Annotated in this window: 13 protein-coding genes; 1 reads left to right on the top strand and 12 read right to left on the bottom strand. The window is 69.9% G+C overall.

Going from position 1 to position 15,074, the window contains the following annotated elements; translation table 11 throughout:
- Positions 1-99: 99 nt before the first annotated feature.
- Positions 100-1,368, bottom strand: a complete 1,269-nt coding sequence (locus ACMV5O_RS11465) for an OprD family outer membrane porin (RefSeq protein ID WP_416163598.1) — start codon at positions 1,366-1,368, stop codon at positions 100-102.
- Positions 1,369-1,656: 288 nt separating this feature from the next.
- On the opposite strand from ACMV5O_RS11465, the gene ACMV5O_RS11460 reads away from it, so the two are divergent.
- Positions 1,657-1,962, top strand: coding sequence for a monooxygenase (locus ACMV5O_RS11460; protein ID WP_416163597.1), 306 nt, complete (start codon positions 1,657-1,659; stop codon positions 1,960-1,962).
- Between the two features lie 22 nt (positions 1,963-1,984).
- Here ACMV5O_RS11460 and ACMV5O_RS11455 read toward each other — a convergent pair whose 3' ends face one another.
- The 11 genes from ACMV5O_RS11455 to ACMV5O_RS11405 form a co-directional block, all read right to left on the bottom strand.
- Positions 1,985-2,917, bottom strand: a complete 933-nt coding sequence (locus ACMV5O_RS11455) for a methylated-DNA--[protein]-cysteine S-methyltransferase (protein WP_416163596.1) — start codon at positions 2,915-2,917, stop codon at positions 1,985-1,987.
- Between the two features lie 181 nt (positions 2,918-3,098).
- Positions 3,099-5,903, bottom strand: a complete 2,805-nt coding sequence (locus ACMV5O_RS11450) for an Hsp70 family protein (RefSeq protein WP_416163595.1) — start codon at positions 5,901-5,903, stop codon at positions 3,099-3,101.
- Positions 5,904-5,916: 13 nt separating this feature from the next.
- A complete protein-coding gene (locus ACMV5O_RS11445) occupies positions 5,917-7,797 on the bottom strand; it encodes an Hsp70 family protein (RefSeq protein WP_416163594.1) in 1,881 nt (626 codons plus the stop codon).
- Entirely contained in the window at positions 7,794-8,354 is a 561-nt protein-coding gene (locus ACMV5O_RS11440) for a DUF2760 domain-containing protein (RefSeq protein WP_416163593.1), read from the bottom strand. Before ACMV5O_RS11440 ends, ACMV5O_RS11445 begins: the two co-directional genes overlap by 4 nt.
- 145 nt (positions 8,355-8,499) lie before the next feature.
- Complete coding sequence (locus ACMV5O_RS11435) at positions 8,500-9,021, bottom strand: YgjP-like metallopeptidase domain-containing protein (RefSeq protein WP_416163592.1); 522 nt, start codon at positions 9,019-9,021, stop codon at positions 8,500-8,502.
- Positions 9,018-9,470 (bottom strand): gamma-glutamylcyclotransferase family protein, encoded by a 453-nt coding sequence (locus ACMV5O_RS11430; protein WP_416163591.1) that lies wholly within the window; start codon positions 9,468-9,470, stop codon positions 9,018-9,020. Before ACMV5O_RS11430 ends, ACMV5O_RS11435 begins: the two co-directional genes overlap by 4 nt.
- A 203-nt stretch (positions 9,471-9,673) precedes the next feature.
- Positions 9,674-10,534 (bottom strand): alpha/beta fold hydrolase, encoded by an 861-nt coding sequence (locus tag ACMV5O_RS11425; RefSeq protein ID WP_416163590.1) that lies wholly within the window; start codon positions 10,532-10,534, stop codon positions 9,674-9,676.
- Between the two features lie 63 nt (positions 10,535-10,597).
- Positions 10,598-11,230: an RluA family pseudouridine synthase gene (locus tag ACMV5O_RS11420; RefSeq protein WP_416163589.1), complete on the bottom strand. Its 633-nt coding sequence runs from the start codon at positions 11,228-11,230 to the stop codon at positions 10,598-10,600.
- A gap of 76 nt (positions 11,231-11,306) precedes the next feature.
- The gene (locus tag ACMV5O_RS11415) at positions 11,307-12,836 is read right to left on the bottom strand and encodes an N-6 DNA methylase (RefSeq protein ID WP_416163588.1); all 1,530 of its coding nucleotides are present in this window, start codon (positions 12,834-12,836) and stop codon (positions 11,307-11,309) included.
- A 110-nt stretch (positions 12,837-12,946) separates the two neighbouring features.
- Entirely contained in the window at positions 12,947-13,615 is a 669-nt protein-coding gene (locus ACMV5O_RS11410) for a hypothetical protein (RefSeq protein WP_416163587.1), read from the bottom strand.
- Between the two features lie 2 nt (positions 13,616-13,617).
- A complete protein-coding gene (locus ACMV5O_RS11405) occupies positions 13,618-15,012 on the bottom strand; it encodes an AAA family ATPase (protein ID WP_416163586.1) in 1,395 nt (464 codons plus the stop codon).
- Positions 15,013-15,074 lie beyond the last annotated feature (62 nt).

Here is a 15,074-nt window from a genome sequence, read left to right as displayed (position 1 = left end):
GCTCATGACATGAGAAGCGTTATCGAGACGAGAAGCGTTCGCATTGAAGCACGCCGACGAAGGCGGCGTCAATGCGAACCTCGGTGCGCAGCGGCCGGATCAGAACACGCTGAACGGGTAGTCGATGAAGATGCGCACTTCACGGCCGCTGACGTTGTAGTCGGCCGCATCGCTCGACACGCGCAGCGCCGAGGTGCGCAGACGGACGTTCAGGTCCTTCGCGGCGCCGCTCTGCACCGTGTAGGAGAGCTGGTTGAAGAACTCGTGTTCCTTGCCGCTCGTGGTGAGGTCGGTGTCGATGTCGCTGCCGCGCACATAGGCGACGCGGTACTTCAGGCCCGGGATGCCGTACTGGGCGAAGTCCAGCGCGTAGGCGAGCTGCCAGGACTTTTCGTCCTTGCCATTGAAGTCGGACCAGTAGGAGTTGGCGAGCCAGATCGAGCCGCCACCGTTACCGGTGCCGCCGGCGTTCTGGTAGAAGCCGTAGTCGAAGCCGACGTCGCCGCTGCTGCGCTGGTAGGCCAGGGTGAGGGCGTGCGGACCGGTCTCGTAGGTTGCGGCCAGGCTCCAGATGCGGTTCTTGTCGCCGGAGACGTCGTACTTGGTGCGGTAGCCATTGAAGTCGAAGCTCAGCGTGTTGCTGGCGATCGGCATCGCGTAGTTGAGGTTGGCATAGTGGCGCTTGAATGCGTTGTCGCGCACCACGTTGTCCACGTCCGAGAAGTACAGCGCGCCGCCCAGCGCGTCGTTGAACTGGTAGCTGGCGCCGATCACGGCTATGCCTTTCAGGCCGCCGCTGTCGCGGCCTTCATCGCTCTTGCGCGACTGGGCGTGGAAGGTGCCGGCGTTGAATTCCAGGCCTTCGATCTCGGTCGAGGTGAGCATCGTGCCGGTGAAGCTCTCGGGCAGCAGGCGTGCGTCGTCGTGGTTCAGCACCGGCAGCGAGGGACGCAGGTCACCGTAGGCCAGCACGGTGTTCGACACGCGCGCCTTGACCGAGGCGCCGACCTTGGCCACGTCGCGCGCGACCTCGCCGGTCGTCGGGTCCTGGTAGAAGAAGTCGATGCCGCCGGCGCCGGCGCGGCGACGCGTGCTGTCGAGCCGCAGGCCGTAGGCGGCGAAGGCGTCGATGCCGAAGCCGACCGTGCCCTGGGTGAAGCCCGACGCGAAGTTGGCGACGATGCCCTGGCCCCACTCCCGCTTGTCCTGGTTACCGTCGCGGTAATCGCGATTGATGAAGGCGTTGCGCAGGAACAGATCCAGCGAGCTGCCTTCCACCAAGCCCTCGGCCTCGGCCTGCCCCGCGGCCAGTGCCGGGTTTGCGCTTGCCAGCCCCAATGCGATGATTGCCGCCCATTGTCTAGACATCGTGTGTTTCCCTCGAGTTTGACTGTTTTTTGAAGTTTGCCGACCCGGGTCCCGGGACGGGCAGGGCCGGGATTGTCGCACCTGGGCTGCAGCCTTGCCCGGTATGTGGCGTGATCGCATCAGAACGGGCCTTGCCGGTCGTGCAGCAGGGAGACCGGGGGGCGCGACAGCACGCCACGGCTTAGAATTTCGGCGGCATCCCCGGCAGGCCCCGAGCCGACACGCATCGCACTGATCGGAGCTTGGGCGTGTCCTTTTGATTCGTGAGCGCATTTCCAGGAGTTGATGATGGCTGTCTTGCTGCAAGTGGATTTCCCCTACTCCGGCCCCTGGGGCGACGAGATGGCGCACGCCATGCAAGGGCTCGCTCAGTCGATCGCGCAGGAGGCGGGGCTGCTGTGGAAGATCTGGACCGAGAGCCGTGACACCGGCGAGGCGGGCGGCATCTATCTGTTCGCCGATCGTGCCAGTGCCGAGCGCTACCTGGAGATGCATCGCGCGCGCCTGAGCGGTTTCGGTGTCCCGCAGGTGAACGCCAAGCTGTTCGAGGTCAATGCGCCGCTGTCCGCGATCGACCGCGCGCCGCTGGCTTGAGCCTGCGCCCCGGGCCCGAGCTTCAGTCCTGGGTACGGGCTCCGACGCGACCTGACGACGCCCGACGGACGGCCGAAGGCGTGCCGGCCGGCGCGGGCAATCCGTCCGCCCGGGTGCCGTGGCGGGCCGCCTCGCGGGCCAGCAGGGCAAGCTTGCGCGCGCTGCCCCAGCGGTATTCGCCCACCTCGCCGCGCTCGCGGATGACGCGGTGGCAGGGAATCAGGTAGCCGATCGTGTTGGCCGCCAGCGCACTGCCGACGGCGCGCGGCGCGCGCGGCATGCCGAGCTCGCGGGCGAGCTGCCCGTACGACAGCACGCGGCCCGGCTCGATGCGGATCAGCGCCTCCCACACCTTGATCTGGAAGTTGGTGCCGCGCAGCACCAGATGGATGCGGCCGCGCGTCGGCCGCGTCGGGAAGATCCGTTGCATCCATTGCTGCGCCTGCGCGTCGTCGCGCTGCAATGTGGCGGCCGGCCACAGGACGCGCAGTTCGGCGAGCAGGCTCGCCTCGTCCTCGGTGCGGAAGGCGAAATGGCACACGCCGCGCCCGGTCCACGCCACCAGCGCATCACCGAAGGGGGTCGGTGCGAGGCCGTGGCCGATGTCGATGCCGCGCGCGGCGGCCTTGATCTCGCCCGGCGTCATCGCCTCGCAGCTCACCATCAGGTCGTGCAGCCGGCTCGGGCTGCCGAGGCCGGCATCGAGGCTGACCTCGAGCAGGCTCGCCGACTGCGGCAGTTGCGCGCGGGCGTACTCCTTGGTCAGGTACTGCAGGAAGCGCTTGGGCGAGATGCCGGCCCACGCGGCGAACACGCGCTGCAGGTGCGCGGGGCTGAGATGGACCGCGGCGGCGATCTCGTCCAGCGCCGGTTGGTCATGGGCGTGGCTGCGGATGAAGGCGATCGCGCGGGCGACGATCGCGTAGTGGCGCGATGCGCTTGCGTCGGCGGACATGGACGGTCTCCGGTTCGGGTTTCGATACGGCGGGCGCCCCGGCTTCCGCGGCGCTCCTGCGTTCGAGTATGGCGCTGCCAGGGCGGTGATCAATCCGGTTCTTGCGCACTTGAGTGATGCAGGGGCGCCGGCCGCGCCGGGATCGATGTCCGCCGACTGCGTCGAAGCGCCCTGCTGCGGCTCAGAGCAGCTTCAGCCCGGGCGGCAGTGCTTCGCCGAAGCTGCGCCGGCGGTCGGCTTCGTCGAGGCCGACGGTCTCGCGCACCATGGTGATCCAGCTTTGCGGGGCGCGGATGGCGGTGAGGCGGCGGGCGACCTCGTCGCGCAGCGCGGGGGCGAGGTCGCGCGCGCGGTCGCCGGTGAGGCGGGCGATGCGGGCAGCGGCGAAGGCGGCGGGCTCGACCGCCTTCCAGTCGAGCGCGAGCACGGCGGCGAGCCATTCGCTGGCGATGTCGGGCGGCACCACGTTGTGCGCGCTGCCATACAGGGATTCACGCGCCCCGACGCGGCCGAGCGCCCACCAGGTGTGGGCTTTCTCGGCCGGGCGCCGGAGGCGTTCGAGCAGCCAGTTGCCGACCTCGATGCGGTGCATGACCGGCACGCGCTCGAGCGCGGCGGCGAGCCGGACCATGTCGTCGTAGCTGCCCTGCACCGGCTCGCCGCGGCGCCGGGCGGCATCGGCGTGCTCGAGGTGGCCGGCGAGCACTTCGAGAATCTGCAGCTGGCGGTCCTCGTCCAGCCCGCCTGCGCTGCGGCGCCACAGCGTCCACCATTCGCTCCAGGTGTTGCTGTCCTGCCCGTACTGTATGCCTTGCGCGAACAGCGCCCACAGCTGGTCGATGCGCCAGTCGTCGAGTGCCGCGCCCAGACCGGGTCGCAGGCAGTAGCCGGCGAGGTTGAGCCAGGTGCGTTCGTGCTCGGCGCTGCGCCGGCGGCGGCGGGCGCGCTCGAGCAGGGCGTCGAACAGGGTGCGCAGCAGCGCCATGTCCCACTCGTCACGAGGGCCGAGCACGCGCTCCAGGCGGCCGCGCAGCTGGCGCACCGCCCGGGCGTCGGTCTGGCGCGCCTGGCCGCCGAAGCTGTCGTCGATGAGGGCGAGCGCCTGCGCCAGCCGCGGATGGACGCCCGGGCCCGGCGAATCCGCGCTGTCGGCGTCATCGGCCGGTGCTTCGGCGCGCACCTGGAAGGCGAGCTGCCAGCGGCGTTCCGCGTCGTCGAGGCTGACGCACTGCATCTCCAGGGTGCCGACCTCGGTCAGGGTGGCGACCAGGCGTACCTCGACGTTCTCCCGCCGCCCCGCGCTGGTCGGCGGCAGGCGGGCGGTGAGCGGCGGCAGGCGGATGAAGTCCTCGCTGTCCACATCGACCAGTGCGCCTGCCGGCCAGGTCGTGTCGCTGGTCGAGGAGACAAGGTGAAAGCGCACCGGCTGGCCCAGGCGCAGGGCGAAGCGGCGCTCGGGCAGCGCCACCTCAACGCCCGATTCGGTGCCGCGCGGCAGCACGCAGATGGCGCGCGAGGCCTCGCCGGCGTCGTCCAGCACCAGGAAGTAGCTGCGCGCGGCGCCGCCGCCAATGCCGGGGCCGAGCCCGGCGCGGGCGGCGCGCACCAGGGCGAAGGCCACCGCGCCGCGGGCGACGGCGACATCGGGCTCGTCGTTGTGCAACACGCGCGGGGCGCTGCCGCGCCATTGCGTCAGCAGGGCCTCGAGCCGCGCGGCCAGGGCGGGGGCGCGAAACGCGCCGCCGTTCAGCAGCAGGGTGTCGGGCACGGGGGGGCGGTCGTCGCCGTCGCAGGCGGCGCCGAGCGCGCTGCGCGCGACCGTGGCGTGGCGCTGCAGGAAGGCGGCCAGATGGCGGCTGATCGCCGGGTCGGCGGGATACGGCAGGCCGAACTCGACGATCGCGGCCCGGCGCCGCTGCGGCAGCTCGTCGGCGCCGCCGAGCGGCAGGAAGCCGTCGACCACCAGGCGCTCGACCTCGTCACGGCTCAGCTCGGCCGAGCGCGCGCCGCCGATGAGGCGCGAACCGGCGCCGAGCAGGGTGACGCTCAGCCTGTCGGGGGCGTTCGCCGCCAGCAATTGCTCCTTCGCCACCCGGCAGCGCTGCACCAGCTGCGACAGGCGCGCGGCGGACAGGCGCTCGCCGCCTGCGCCACCCTGGGCGGCGAGGCGGCGCTCGACGAGGTGGGCGAGCGCGAGGTCCATGTTGTCGCCGCCCAGCATCAGGTGGTCGCCGACGCCGATGCGGGTCAGGCGCGGCGGGCCGCTGCCGTCCGCGGCAGGCTCGACCTGGATCAGGGTGAGGTCGGTGGTGCCGCCGCCGACGTCGCACACCAGCACCAGGCGCGAGGCCGCGAGCGCATCGGCAAGCCGGTCGCGATGGCGGAACAGCCAGTCGTGAAAAGCCGCCTGCGGTTCCTCGAGCAGGCGCAGGCGGGGCAGGCCGGCGCGCCGTGCCGCCTCGACGGTGAGCGCGCGCGCGCCCTCGTCGAAGGACGCCGGCACGGTGAGCACGATGTCCTGCGCCTCGAGCGGCGCGTCCGGATGGCGGGCGTTCCAGGCGGCGCGCACATGCGCGAGGTAGCTCGCACTGGCCGTCACCGGCGACACCTTGGCAAGGTCCTCGCCCGCGCCCCAGGGCAGGATGGCGGCGTCGCGATCGACGCAGGCGTGCGACAGCCAGCTCTTGGCGCTGGCCACCGCACGCCCCGGCACCTGGGCGCCGAGCTCGCGCGCGAAGTGGCCGATCACCGCCGCGGGCGCAGCCGCGATCGGGGCAGACGGCCAGGGCAGGCGCAGGTCGGCGGCGTCGAACTCGCCGGCGGCGGGGTGGTAGCGGACCGAGGGCAGCAGCGGACGGGCCGCGACCTCGCCGCGGCCGACGAGCTGCTCGATCTCGAACAGCTGGATGCGGTCGTCGCCTTCGGCGGCGAAGGCGACGACCGTGTTGCTGGTGCCGAGGTCGATGCCGACGGTGTAGCGCGCCACGGCGGCGGACACCTCAGTCGGCGGCGGCGCCCGCCGGGGCGTCGTTGCCCTCGCCGCTGCCCGCGCCGCGCACGTCGAACTGCACCTTCCAGCGCGCGCTGCCATCGACCGGCAGGGCCTCGAGCTCGAGCGTGCCGGTCTCGGTGACGCGCGCGTGCAGCTTCACGCGCACGATGTCGCCCGGGCGGCGGCCTTCGGCCGGCAGCGTGGCCTCGATTTCTTCGAGCTCCTGCAGCTCGTCATCGGCCCAGAACTCGAGCAGGGTACCGACCTCGTCCTGGCGCCGCACCGAGGAGCCGAAGAAGCGGAAGCGGACCGGCTCGCCCACCACCAGGCCGAACTCCTGCTCGGGCAGGGCCGCCTCGCTGCCCTCCTCCATGCCGAAGGGGGCGAGGCACAGGGCTTCGAGCGGCGGCTCCATGCCGGGGATCGCCGGCATCGCGGACTCCACCCCGACGTAGTAGGCGCGCGCGGTGCCGCCGCGGATGCGCACGCCGCGGCCGTGGCGCACGTAGCCGTAATAGGCGGCGCCGCGCGCCACCGCGAGGTCGAGGTCGGCGCCGCCGAGCAGGCGCGCGGGCGCCGCGCCGTCGCTCTCGAGCCAGGCGTTGAGGATGCCGAGCACGCGCGTGGAGATCAGCGCCGACTTGAGCACGCCGCCGTTGAACAGCACCGCGGTCGGATGCAGGAACTGGCTGTCGTCGGGCGGCGCGGCGAAGCCTTCGAGATCGGCCGTGGCGTCGCGCTGGCGGGTGAGGAAGGCGGCCAGGTGGCGGGTGATCGCCGCGTCCTGGGCGTAGGGCAGGCCGAGCTGGGTGAGCGCGGCGCGGGCGCGGCTGAGCGGCTGCTCGGTGACCGCGACCTGCGGGAAGAAGCCCTCGACCAGGGTGGCGCTGAGCTCGTCGCGGCTGACCTCGGTGCGGATCGAGCCGCCGATCAGCTTCGAGCCGCGGCTCGGCACCACCACCGGCACGGCGTCGAGCTCGGGGTCGCCGAGCAGCGCCTCCTTGGCCGCCCGGCAGGCGTGGGCGAGCGCGCGGGTCTGCCACGGGTCGAGCCGCGTGCCCTGCGCGGCGAGCTTGCGGGTGACCGCGTAGGCGAGCGCGAGGTCCATGTTGTCGCCGCCGAGCAGGATGTGCTCGCCGACCGCGACGCGGTGCAGCTCCAGATTGCCGTCGCGCTCGAGCACCGCGATCAGCGACAGGTCGGTGGTGCCGCCGCCGACGTCGACCACCAGGATCAGATCGCCGGGCTTCACCTCCTTGCGCCACTGCCCGGCGCTGCGCTGGATCCAGCTGTAGAGCGCGGCCTGCGGCTCCTCGAGCAGGGTGATCGGCGGGTAGCCGGCGGCCTGCGCGGCCTCGGCGGTGAGCTCGCGCGCGGCCGGATCGAACGAGGCCGGGATGGTGACGGTGACGTCCTGGGCGTCGAAGGGCGCATCGGGATGCGCCGCATCCCACGCCGCGCGCAGGTGCGACAGGTAGCGCACCGAGGCGGTGAGCGGCGAGATGCGCGCCACTTCGGCCGGCGCCTCGGCGGGCAGGATGGCGGCGCGGCGATCCACGCCGGGGTGGCACAGCCAGCTCTTGGCGCTGGCGACGAGGCGGATCGGCGTGGCCGCGCCGCGGCTGCGGGCGAACTCGCCGACGGCGTGATCCTGCGCGGCCGACCACGGCAGGCTGAGGTCGCCCGGCGCGAGTTCGTCGGCGTGCGGCAGGTAGATGAAGGACGGCAGCAGCGGGCGGTCTTCGACGCTGCCGGGGCCGGTGAGCTGCGGGATCTGCAGCACCTGCTGGGCGGCGGCCTCGCCGTCGCTGGATTCGAAATCGACGTAGGACAGCGCGCAGTGGGTGGTGCCGAGGTCGATGCCGATGGCGTAGCGGGCGGCGCTCACAGTTCCACCTCCGCCTGGGCGATCACGCCGGCGTCGTGGCCTTCGACCAGCTTGGGCAGGCGCGTGTCGGTGACGCGCCAGCCACGGTGGCCGAGGCTGCCGGTGAAGGGCGGCTTGCCGACGACCTTGCCGGTGAGGCGCACGGCGGCGGCATCGAAGCCTTCGGCCAGCGTGATGCGGCTGCCTTCGGGCTCGCTGCGCACCGGCTCGATGTCGAAGTGCTCGCGCAGCACCTTGCGGCAGCCTTCATGCACCACGCGCGCGGCGGCGCCGATGTCGGCGTCCGAATAGGCGGCGACGTCTTCCTGCACGAAGTCGACGAAGCGCGCCTCGCGCTGCAGCAGGCCGAGCAGCTGCAGCGCGGCTTCCGGCGTGGTTTCGCGCACGATGACGGGCTGGGGTTCGGCGACGGGTGCCACGGGGGCGATGGGCGTGTCGGCCGCGGGCGGCTCGGCTTCGCCCCGCACGCGCTGCAGCTTGGCGGCGAGCTCGGCGTTGAACAGCACGGACAGGGCGAGCCCGATGCGGCGGAAGAAGGAGGGTGGGGTGGAGGCCATGGGGACGATCCTTTCGCTGGGTCTGTTGCGTTGCAATATAACCCAGCATGGGGATGGAGCCCTACTGTGATGGCGTATCGACGGCCTTCAGCGCGGGGCGCCGGTTACGAAATAGGGTCGCATTCCGCGCAGCAGCTATTGCCGGTCAGGCTCCCCACAGCGCCTCGCCGCCGGCGTCGCGATAGCTGAGGTAGGCGCGCAGATCGAACTCGACCTGGTGGTAATCCGGCGCCATGTGCAGGCAGAGCTGGTAGAAGGCCTTGTCGTGCTCGCGCACCCGCAGGTGGGCCAGCTCATGGACGACGATCATGCGCAGGAAGGCTTCCGGCACGTTGCGGAACAGCGTGGCGATGCGGATCTCGCGCTTGGCCTGCAGGCGCGACCCCTGCACGCGCGAGATCGCGGTGTGGGTGCCGAGCGCGTTGCGGATCACGTGCAGCGTGTTGTCGAAGCGCACCTTGCCCAGCGGCGGCGCACTGCGCAGGTGGGCGGCCTTGAGCGCCTGCACGTAGTCGTAGAGGGCATTGTCGGAGCGCACCGTATGGGCATCCGGGTAGCGCGCGCGCAGGGCGCCGGCGAAGCGCCCCTGCTCGATCAGGGTCATCACCTGTTGCACGAGCGCGGGCGGGTAGCCGGCGAGGTAGGCGGGGGCGCGGCGGGCGCTCATCGCGGCTGCAGGGTGTCGAAGCCGACGTAGTCGGCCATGAAGCGGGCCTTGCCGACGCGCAGGAAGTGGTCGAAGTCCCAGTCGGCCGGCGCCAGCCGGTGGGCGAAGCGCGGGCGAAAGACGTAGGTCCAGGCCTGTGCGTGAGCGCCGCCGTCTGTTTCGACGGTGACGATGCGACGCTCGTACTCCTCACCCTCGAAGGCATCCAGGCGCGGCCAGGCCGAGTCCGGCAGCTCGAGGTAGAGCACGCCCTGCACGCGATGATCGGCGTTCGGCACCATTCCCGGATACGCCACGCCGACCACCGCATGGCGGCGATGACCCTGGAGCGTGGCGGGGCGGTAAGCGGCATGGGCGCCGCAGACGGCGGCCATGATGTCCTCGCACATCAGCGAGCCGTAGGTGAAGCAGGCGGTGGGGGGCGGGGGATCGGTGTCGATAGGGTTCATGGCTCGGAGGGCACCGGGATGGTGCATGTGCGGTGCAAACGGTGCGCCGTGCCTTGCCGGTTGCGGTGCTCGGCAGGCCACCGTGTTGCGGGTTGGAAGGGTCTCCCGGTCCAAAGCAATTCCAGTGCCCGGATGAGCAGGTCCGCGCGACGCGGTGCCGCCCCCCGCGCCGCGGGGCGATCGTCTTCGCGCAGGCTGCCCGCTCAGGCGCGCAGAAAGGCCAGCAGGTCGGCAAGCAGCGCCGCAGGCGCCTCCTCGGGGATGAAATGGCCGCAGGGCAAGGGATGCCCGCTGACGAGGTCGGCCTTCTCCTGCCAGGTCGCGAGCACGTCGAACAAGTCGTGCATCTTGCCGAACTCGCCCCAGATGGCGAGCAGCGGGCAGCGCACGCGCAGGGCGAGATCGCGGGCGTCATCCTCGAAGTCGCGGCTCGCCGCGGCGCGGTAGTCCTCGAGCGTGGCGCGGATCGTGCCGGGCAGGGTGAAGGCGCGCAGGTATTCCTGGAACAGCGGCTCTTCGATCGCACCCATTTGGTGTGAAAGCGCGCGGAAGACGTGGCGCAGGAAGGCCTCGGGCGCGGCGGCGATCATGAGTTCGGGCAGGTCGGGCGCCTGGAAGAAGAACCAGTGCCAGTAGGCCGCCGCGAGGTGGCGCTCGGTGCGCGAGAACACCGTGTGCGTGGGCACGATGTCGAGCACGCACAGGCGGGTGACGGCCTCGGGGTAATCCAGCGCCTGGCGGTGGCCGACGCGGCCGCCGCGGTCGTGGCCGATCAGCGCGTAGCGTTCATGCCCCAGCGCGCGCATCAGCGCGTGCATGTCGCGCGCCATGGTCTTCTTGTCGTAGCCGTCGCGCGGCTTGTCGCTGTCGCCATAGCCGCGCAGGTCGGGGCAGACGACGGTGTAGTGCTCGGCCAGCCGCGGCGCGATCCGGTGCCACATCTGCGCGCTCTGCGGCCAGCCGTGGAGCAGCAGCACCGGCGGGCCGTCGCCGCCGACCCACAGGTTGATCCGGATGCCGTTCGCCTTGAGCGTGCGGCGCTCCAGGCCGGTCATGAAGTCCATATGGGTCTCCTCCTGCGTGGGGGTTCGAAGCGTCCTGCGGCCAGGCGCGGCCGGACGAGGGTGTCAGAACGGTACCGGACTTTCGAACTGCACGGGCACCCGCGTGCGCGGATGGATGAAGGCGATGCGGCTGGCGTGCAGGTGCAGGCGCGCGAACCGCGCGGTGCTGTCCGCCGGCGCGTAGAGCGGATCGCCCAGGATCGGGTGGCCGAGGGTGAGCAGATGCACGCGCAACTGGTGGGCACGGCCGGTCACCGGCTTGAGCGCCAAGCGTGTGCATGCCTCGGCGCCCTCGCCCAGGCGCGCCAGCACCCGGTAGCGCGTGAGCGCGCGCCGGCCGTGCACCGGGTCGATGATCTGGCGCGGGCGGTGGGCGGCGTCCTCGGCGAGCGGCAGGTCGATCTCGCCCTCGTCCGGTGCCAGGTGGCCGTGCGCCAGCGCGACGTACGCCTTGCCCACCATGCGCTGCTCGAAGGCGCGGCTCAGGCGGCGCAGCATCTCGAGGCCGCGCGCGAACAGCACCAGGCCCGAGGTGGCGGCGTCCAGGCGATGGACGATCAGCGCGTCCGGATGCAGGGCCTGCACGCGGGTGGCGAGGCAGTCCTGACGGTCGGCGCCGCGGGCGGGCACCGAGAGCAGGCCGGCGGGCTTGTCGACGACGAGGAGGTCGTCGTCGAGGTGGTGGATGGTGGGCATGGCGAGGCGGCTTGGTCGGCTGTCGCGACCGCGGGCGACCGTGACGTGGGGGCGCGGGACGAAAGTGGTTCCGGCGTTACCCTGACTGAGGATGCCCCCGCTCCTCGAACTTCGGCAATGCCGCCGCCACGTCGCGGAAGGCGGCCAGGGCGGCTTCGAGGTGCTCGATGATCTCCTGCTGCAGCACGTCCGGCGGGGGCAGGTCGTCGAGTTTGTCCAGGCTGTCGTCCTTCAGCCAGAACACGTCGAGGCTGGCCTTGTCGCGGGCGATCAGCTCGTCGTAGGCGAGGTAGCGGAAGCGTTCTGTCTCGGTGCGTTCGTGGCGGTTGTGCGGCTTGTAGCAGGCGACAAAGTCGCGCAGGTCTTCGAGCTTGAGCTGGTGGGTCTTGAGCGTGAAGTGCTGGTTGGTGCGCAGGTCGTAGAACCACACCCCCTTCGTATGCACGCGGCCGTCCTTGGGCGCGGCGTCGAAAAACACCACGTTGGCCTTCACCCCCTGGGCGTAGAAGATGCCGGTGGGCAGGCGCAGGATGGTGTGGACATCGCAGGTTTCCAGCAGCTTGCGGCGGATCTTCTCGCCGGCGCCGCCTTCGAACAGCACGTTGTCGGGCAGCACCACCGCGGCGCGGCCGTCCACCTTGAGCATGCTGACGATGTGCTGCAGGAAGTTGAGCTGCTTGTTCGAGGTCGTGGTCCAGAAGTCCTGGCGCTCGTAGATCAGCGCGTCGCGGTCTTCCTCGCCGTCCTCGTTGGTGAAGGTCATGCTGCTCTTCTTGCCGAAGGGGGGATTGGCCAGCACATAGTCCACCCGCCGCTTCGGTTCGGCGATCAGCGCGTCGGCGCGCTCGACCGAAGGCTCGCCTTCCAGCTCTCCGATGTTGTGCAGGAAGAGGTTCATCAGGCACAGGCGGCGGGTGGCCGCGACGATCTCGTTGCCGTGGAAGGTCTCGTCGCGCAGGAAGGCCTTCTGCGTGCGGGTGAGGCGCTGTGGCTCGTGGCCGAGCCAGTCGCCGTGCCTGCGGATCCATTCGCCGGTGCCGGTCAGCCACTCGTTGGCGGCGAGGAAGAAGCCGCCGGTGCCGCAGGCCGGGTCGGCGATGGTCTTCATCGGCTCGGGCCGCATGCAGGCCACCATGGCCTGGATCAGCGCGCGCGGGGTGAAGTACTGCCCCGCCCCGCTCTTGGTGTCCTCGGCGTTCTTCTGCAGCAGGCCTTCGTAGAGGTCGCCCTTGGCGTCGGTGTCCATGCCGACCCAGTTCTCGGCGTCGATCATCTGCACCAGACGCGCGAGCTTGGCCGGGTCCTGGATCTTGTTATGCGCCTTGAAGAAGATGGCGCCGAGCATGCCGGGCTGCTCGCCCAGCTTGTGCAGCGTGGCCAGGTAGTGCGCCTCCAGCGGTTCGCCTGTCTTGACGCGCAGTGCGGCCCAGTCGTAGCCGCGGGGGATGCGGCTCTCGCGCAGGTAGGGTTCCTGGGCGAACTCGTGCGCCATCTTCAGGAACAGCAGGTAGGTGAGCTGCTCCAAGTAGTCGCCATAGCCCACGCCGTCGTCCTTGAGGGTGTGGCAGAAGTTCCAGACTTTCTGGATGAGGGAGGAGGTGTTCATTTCTTCAGGCGGACTCGGCGCCGATGTGCGTTTATGCGCCGGCGTATAAATCAGGGTCTGGTGGACTCTGGTGGGGTTCAGGGGATTCGATCTTGATGCGAGGGAGCGCATCACCAGAGTATCCCGAGCACCTCCAATCCCTGGCGCAACTCGTGCTCAAGGGCCTGGAATCCCGGAAGAAGTCGAAGCCTCTCCAATGAAACGGACTCGCCGAGTGCGTTAAGCATGGGCGAAGCGCCCTGCCGTCTCTTCCTTGAGGTTGGATTGGTCTTGAGGAACGCGTCGTCCAGCGATTTCTTGGGATCCAGCATGGTTTCCACGCCCGCCGCATTGTGTGGCAAGCCGAGTTCATCATCAGATAGCCGCGTGCCAAACACCCGGCGAATTGCCTCTCCATCTGCAAGCGCCCACGACTCCGTTTCACGTATCGGGACCACCGCGACGCCGATGCCGTCATCGGGCATCTCTTGCGCGAGCCTGTCGATGGCGGGCTGGGTGCAGGTTGCGCGGGCCCGTTCCGCACTGCCCGCGCCATCGGTATGAATGAAAACGATGCGCCAGGCGCCCCGCGCTTCGCGGGCCGCTTCGACGATGCGTTCCTCGCGTGGGCCGCCCTTCATTCGTGCGGGTTCGTTCAGGGAGATGACTTCCTCGCCGAACTCCACGGACTGGTTCGCCTCGTTCAGGCAGATGTCTTCACACAGGCGCAGCAGCAAGGGTCGCAGGAAGTAGTAGTCGGTGGGGCCTTCGGCATACAGCGCCAGTCCGAGGTAATGCATCCTCAGCCCTCCGCCGCTACGGTATCGAGCACTTTGCGAACCTCGAGGTCGGAGACGATGCCTTGCGGATTGGCGTCGTCCCCGAACAGTGACGCCTGCGGTTTGGAGTGAACCGGCCGAAGGCGCGTCTTGCGGCGTTGTTCCTTGCGTTCGGGGTCGGTCACCACGGCCGTGTCGGCGAACAGCACCGCGCCATCAATAGGGCGCAGATTCACGTCGATCAGGGCGGACAAGACCACCGGCGAATGGCTGTTGAGCAGCAACTGGCTGAGCGGCGGGCCGCCCTCCGCTGCGTCGTACTGGGCTGGATCGGTGACGATGTCCCTCAGTTGCTGAACGAGCTGCTTGATGCGCCCGGGATGCACCCCGTTCTCCGGTTCCTCGAAGCAGATCAGGCCTCGATGGCGCGGGTCGTGCAGCAGGGTCAGCAGGGCGAGGATGCGCAGTGTGCCGTCCGAAATGACGCGCGAGGTGAAGGGCAGGCCGTCGCGCATCGTCAGTTCGATCCGGTATTCGCGGCTCGCCTCGTGCAGCTTGGCGTCGAGCTGGGCAATCCCCGGGATCAGGTAGTTCAGCTCCGCAGCGATGTCGCTCAGCACTCCATCCGGCTTGTCGGCACTTGCGGTTTCGGCCTTGAGTTGAGTCAGCACCGCGGCAAGGTTCGAGCCATCCGCATCCAGCATGTCCGATGCCGTCGCCGGGACGGGACGCCGCAGCAGTGCGGGGTCGAGCTGCAGCAGGCGCCAGTGGCGCATTTCCTCTCGCAAAGCGAAAAGGTGGGGAAACTCGGCATTGGTCACGCTGTACAACACGGTTGCTTCGGCCGCGCTTGCGGGTCGATTGCGCCCTTGCTTGCCGTCCTGATGGATGCTGAAAGCCAGACCTTCGTCGGTTTCGTCGGTCGTGAGCCATGGTTTCAGGCGTGTGTACTTCAGATAGGCCGCACGAAAATCCTTGGTCGGATTCACCGCCTTGGCCCAGCGGTCGTCCTTGCGCATGATGGGCGTCACGCACTCCCGCGCCACCTGAATCCGCTCGATCCCGGGCTTGGTCTGACGGCGCTCCAGCGTCACCTCATAGCGGAGCCGCGTGTGTGTGATCTTGACCTCGCTACCCCATGGGTCGCGCACCAGCGGGTCGACGAGCACCTCGGCGGCCATGCGGACTTGGGTGCTGCGGCCCGATGGCGTCAGGCGGAACAGCTCGAGCGGTTCGCCGCGCATGTCCTTGACGGCCTCGGCGACGTCACGCGTGGCGAGCAGCGAGAGCAGCCGAATCGCGTCGAACAGGTTGCTCTTGCCGGCGGCATTGCTGCCCAGTACGACGGTGAAGGGCAGAAAGTCGATGGCAAGGTTCTCGAAGGACTTGAAGCCGTCGATCTCGAGGCGGGTCAGCATGGTGCGGTCCTTCTTGGCGTGGATCTTGATCCGGGCGCTCGGGTGGGTCGTGTTGCGGCTTG

Origin of the sequence: Thauera sp. WH-1, from assembly GCF_047806685.1 — a bacterium.
Taxonomy (GTDB): Bacteria; Pseudomonadota; Gammaproteobacteria; order Burkholderiales; family Rhodocyclaceae; genus Thauera.
The sequence above is the reverse complement of the archived record's forward strand: the minus strand, read 5'-3'. Positions and strand labels throughout refer to the sequence as shown.

Coding starts and splice junctions, on each gene's coding strand:
- ACMV5O_RS11465 (WP_416163598.1), bottom strand. CDS start 1,368: ATGTCTAGACAATGGGCGGCAATCATCGCATTGGGGCTGGCAAGCGCA.
- ACMV5O_RS11460 (WP_416163597.1), top strand. CDS start 1,657: ATGGCTGTCTTGCTGCAAGTGGATTTCCCCTACTCCGGCCCCTGGGGC.
- ACMV5O_RS11455 (WP_416163596.1), bottom strand. CDS start 2,917: ATGTCCGCCGACGCAAGCGCATCGCGCCACTACGCGATCGTCGCCCGC.
- ACMV5O_RS11440 (WP_416163593.1), bottom strand. CDS start 8,354: ATGGCCTCCACCCCACCCTCCTTCTTCCGCCGCATCGGGCTCGCCCTG.
- ACMV5O_RS11435 (WP_416163592.1), bottom strand. CDS start 9,021: ATGAGCGCCCGCCGCGCCCCCGCCTACCTCGCCGGCTACCCGCCCGCG.
- ACMV5O_RS11430 (WP_416163591.1), bottom strand. CDS start 9,470: ATGAACCCTATCGACACCGATCCCCCGCCCCCCACCGCCTGCTTCACC.
- ACMV5O_RS11425 (WP_416163590.1), bottom strand. CDS start 10,534: ATGGACTTCATGACCGGCCTGGAGCGCCGCACGCTCAAGGCGAACGGC.
- ACMV5O_RS11420 (WP_416163589.1), bottom strand. CDS start 11,230: ATGCCCACCATCCACCACCTCGACGACGACCTCCTCGTCGTCGACAAG.
- ACMV5O_RS11415 (WP_416163588.1), bottom strand. CDS start 12,836: ATGAACACCTCCTCCCTCATCCAGAAAGTCTGGAACTTCTGCCACACC.
- ACMV5O_RS11410 (WP_416163587.1), bottom strand. CDS start 13,615: ATGCATTACCTCGGACTGGCGCTGTATGCCGAAGGCCCCACCGACTAC.
- ACMV5O_RS11405 (WP_416163586.1), bottom strand. CDS start 15,012: ATGCTGACCCGCCTCGAGATCGACGGCTTCAAGTCCTTCGAGAACCTT.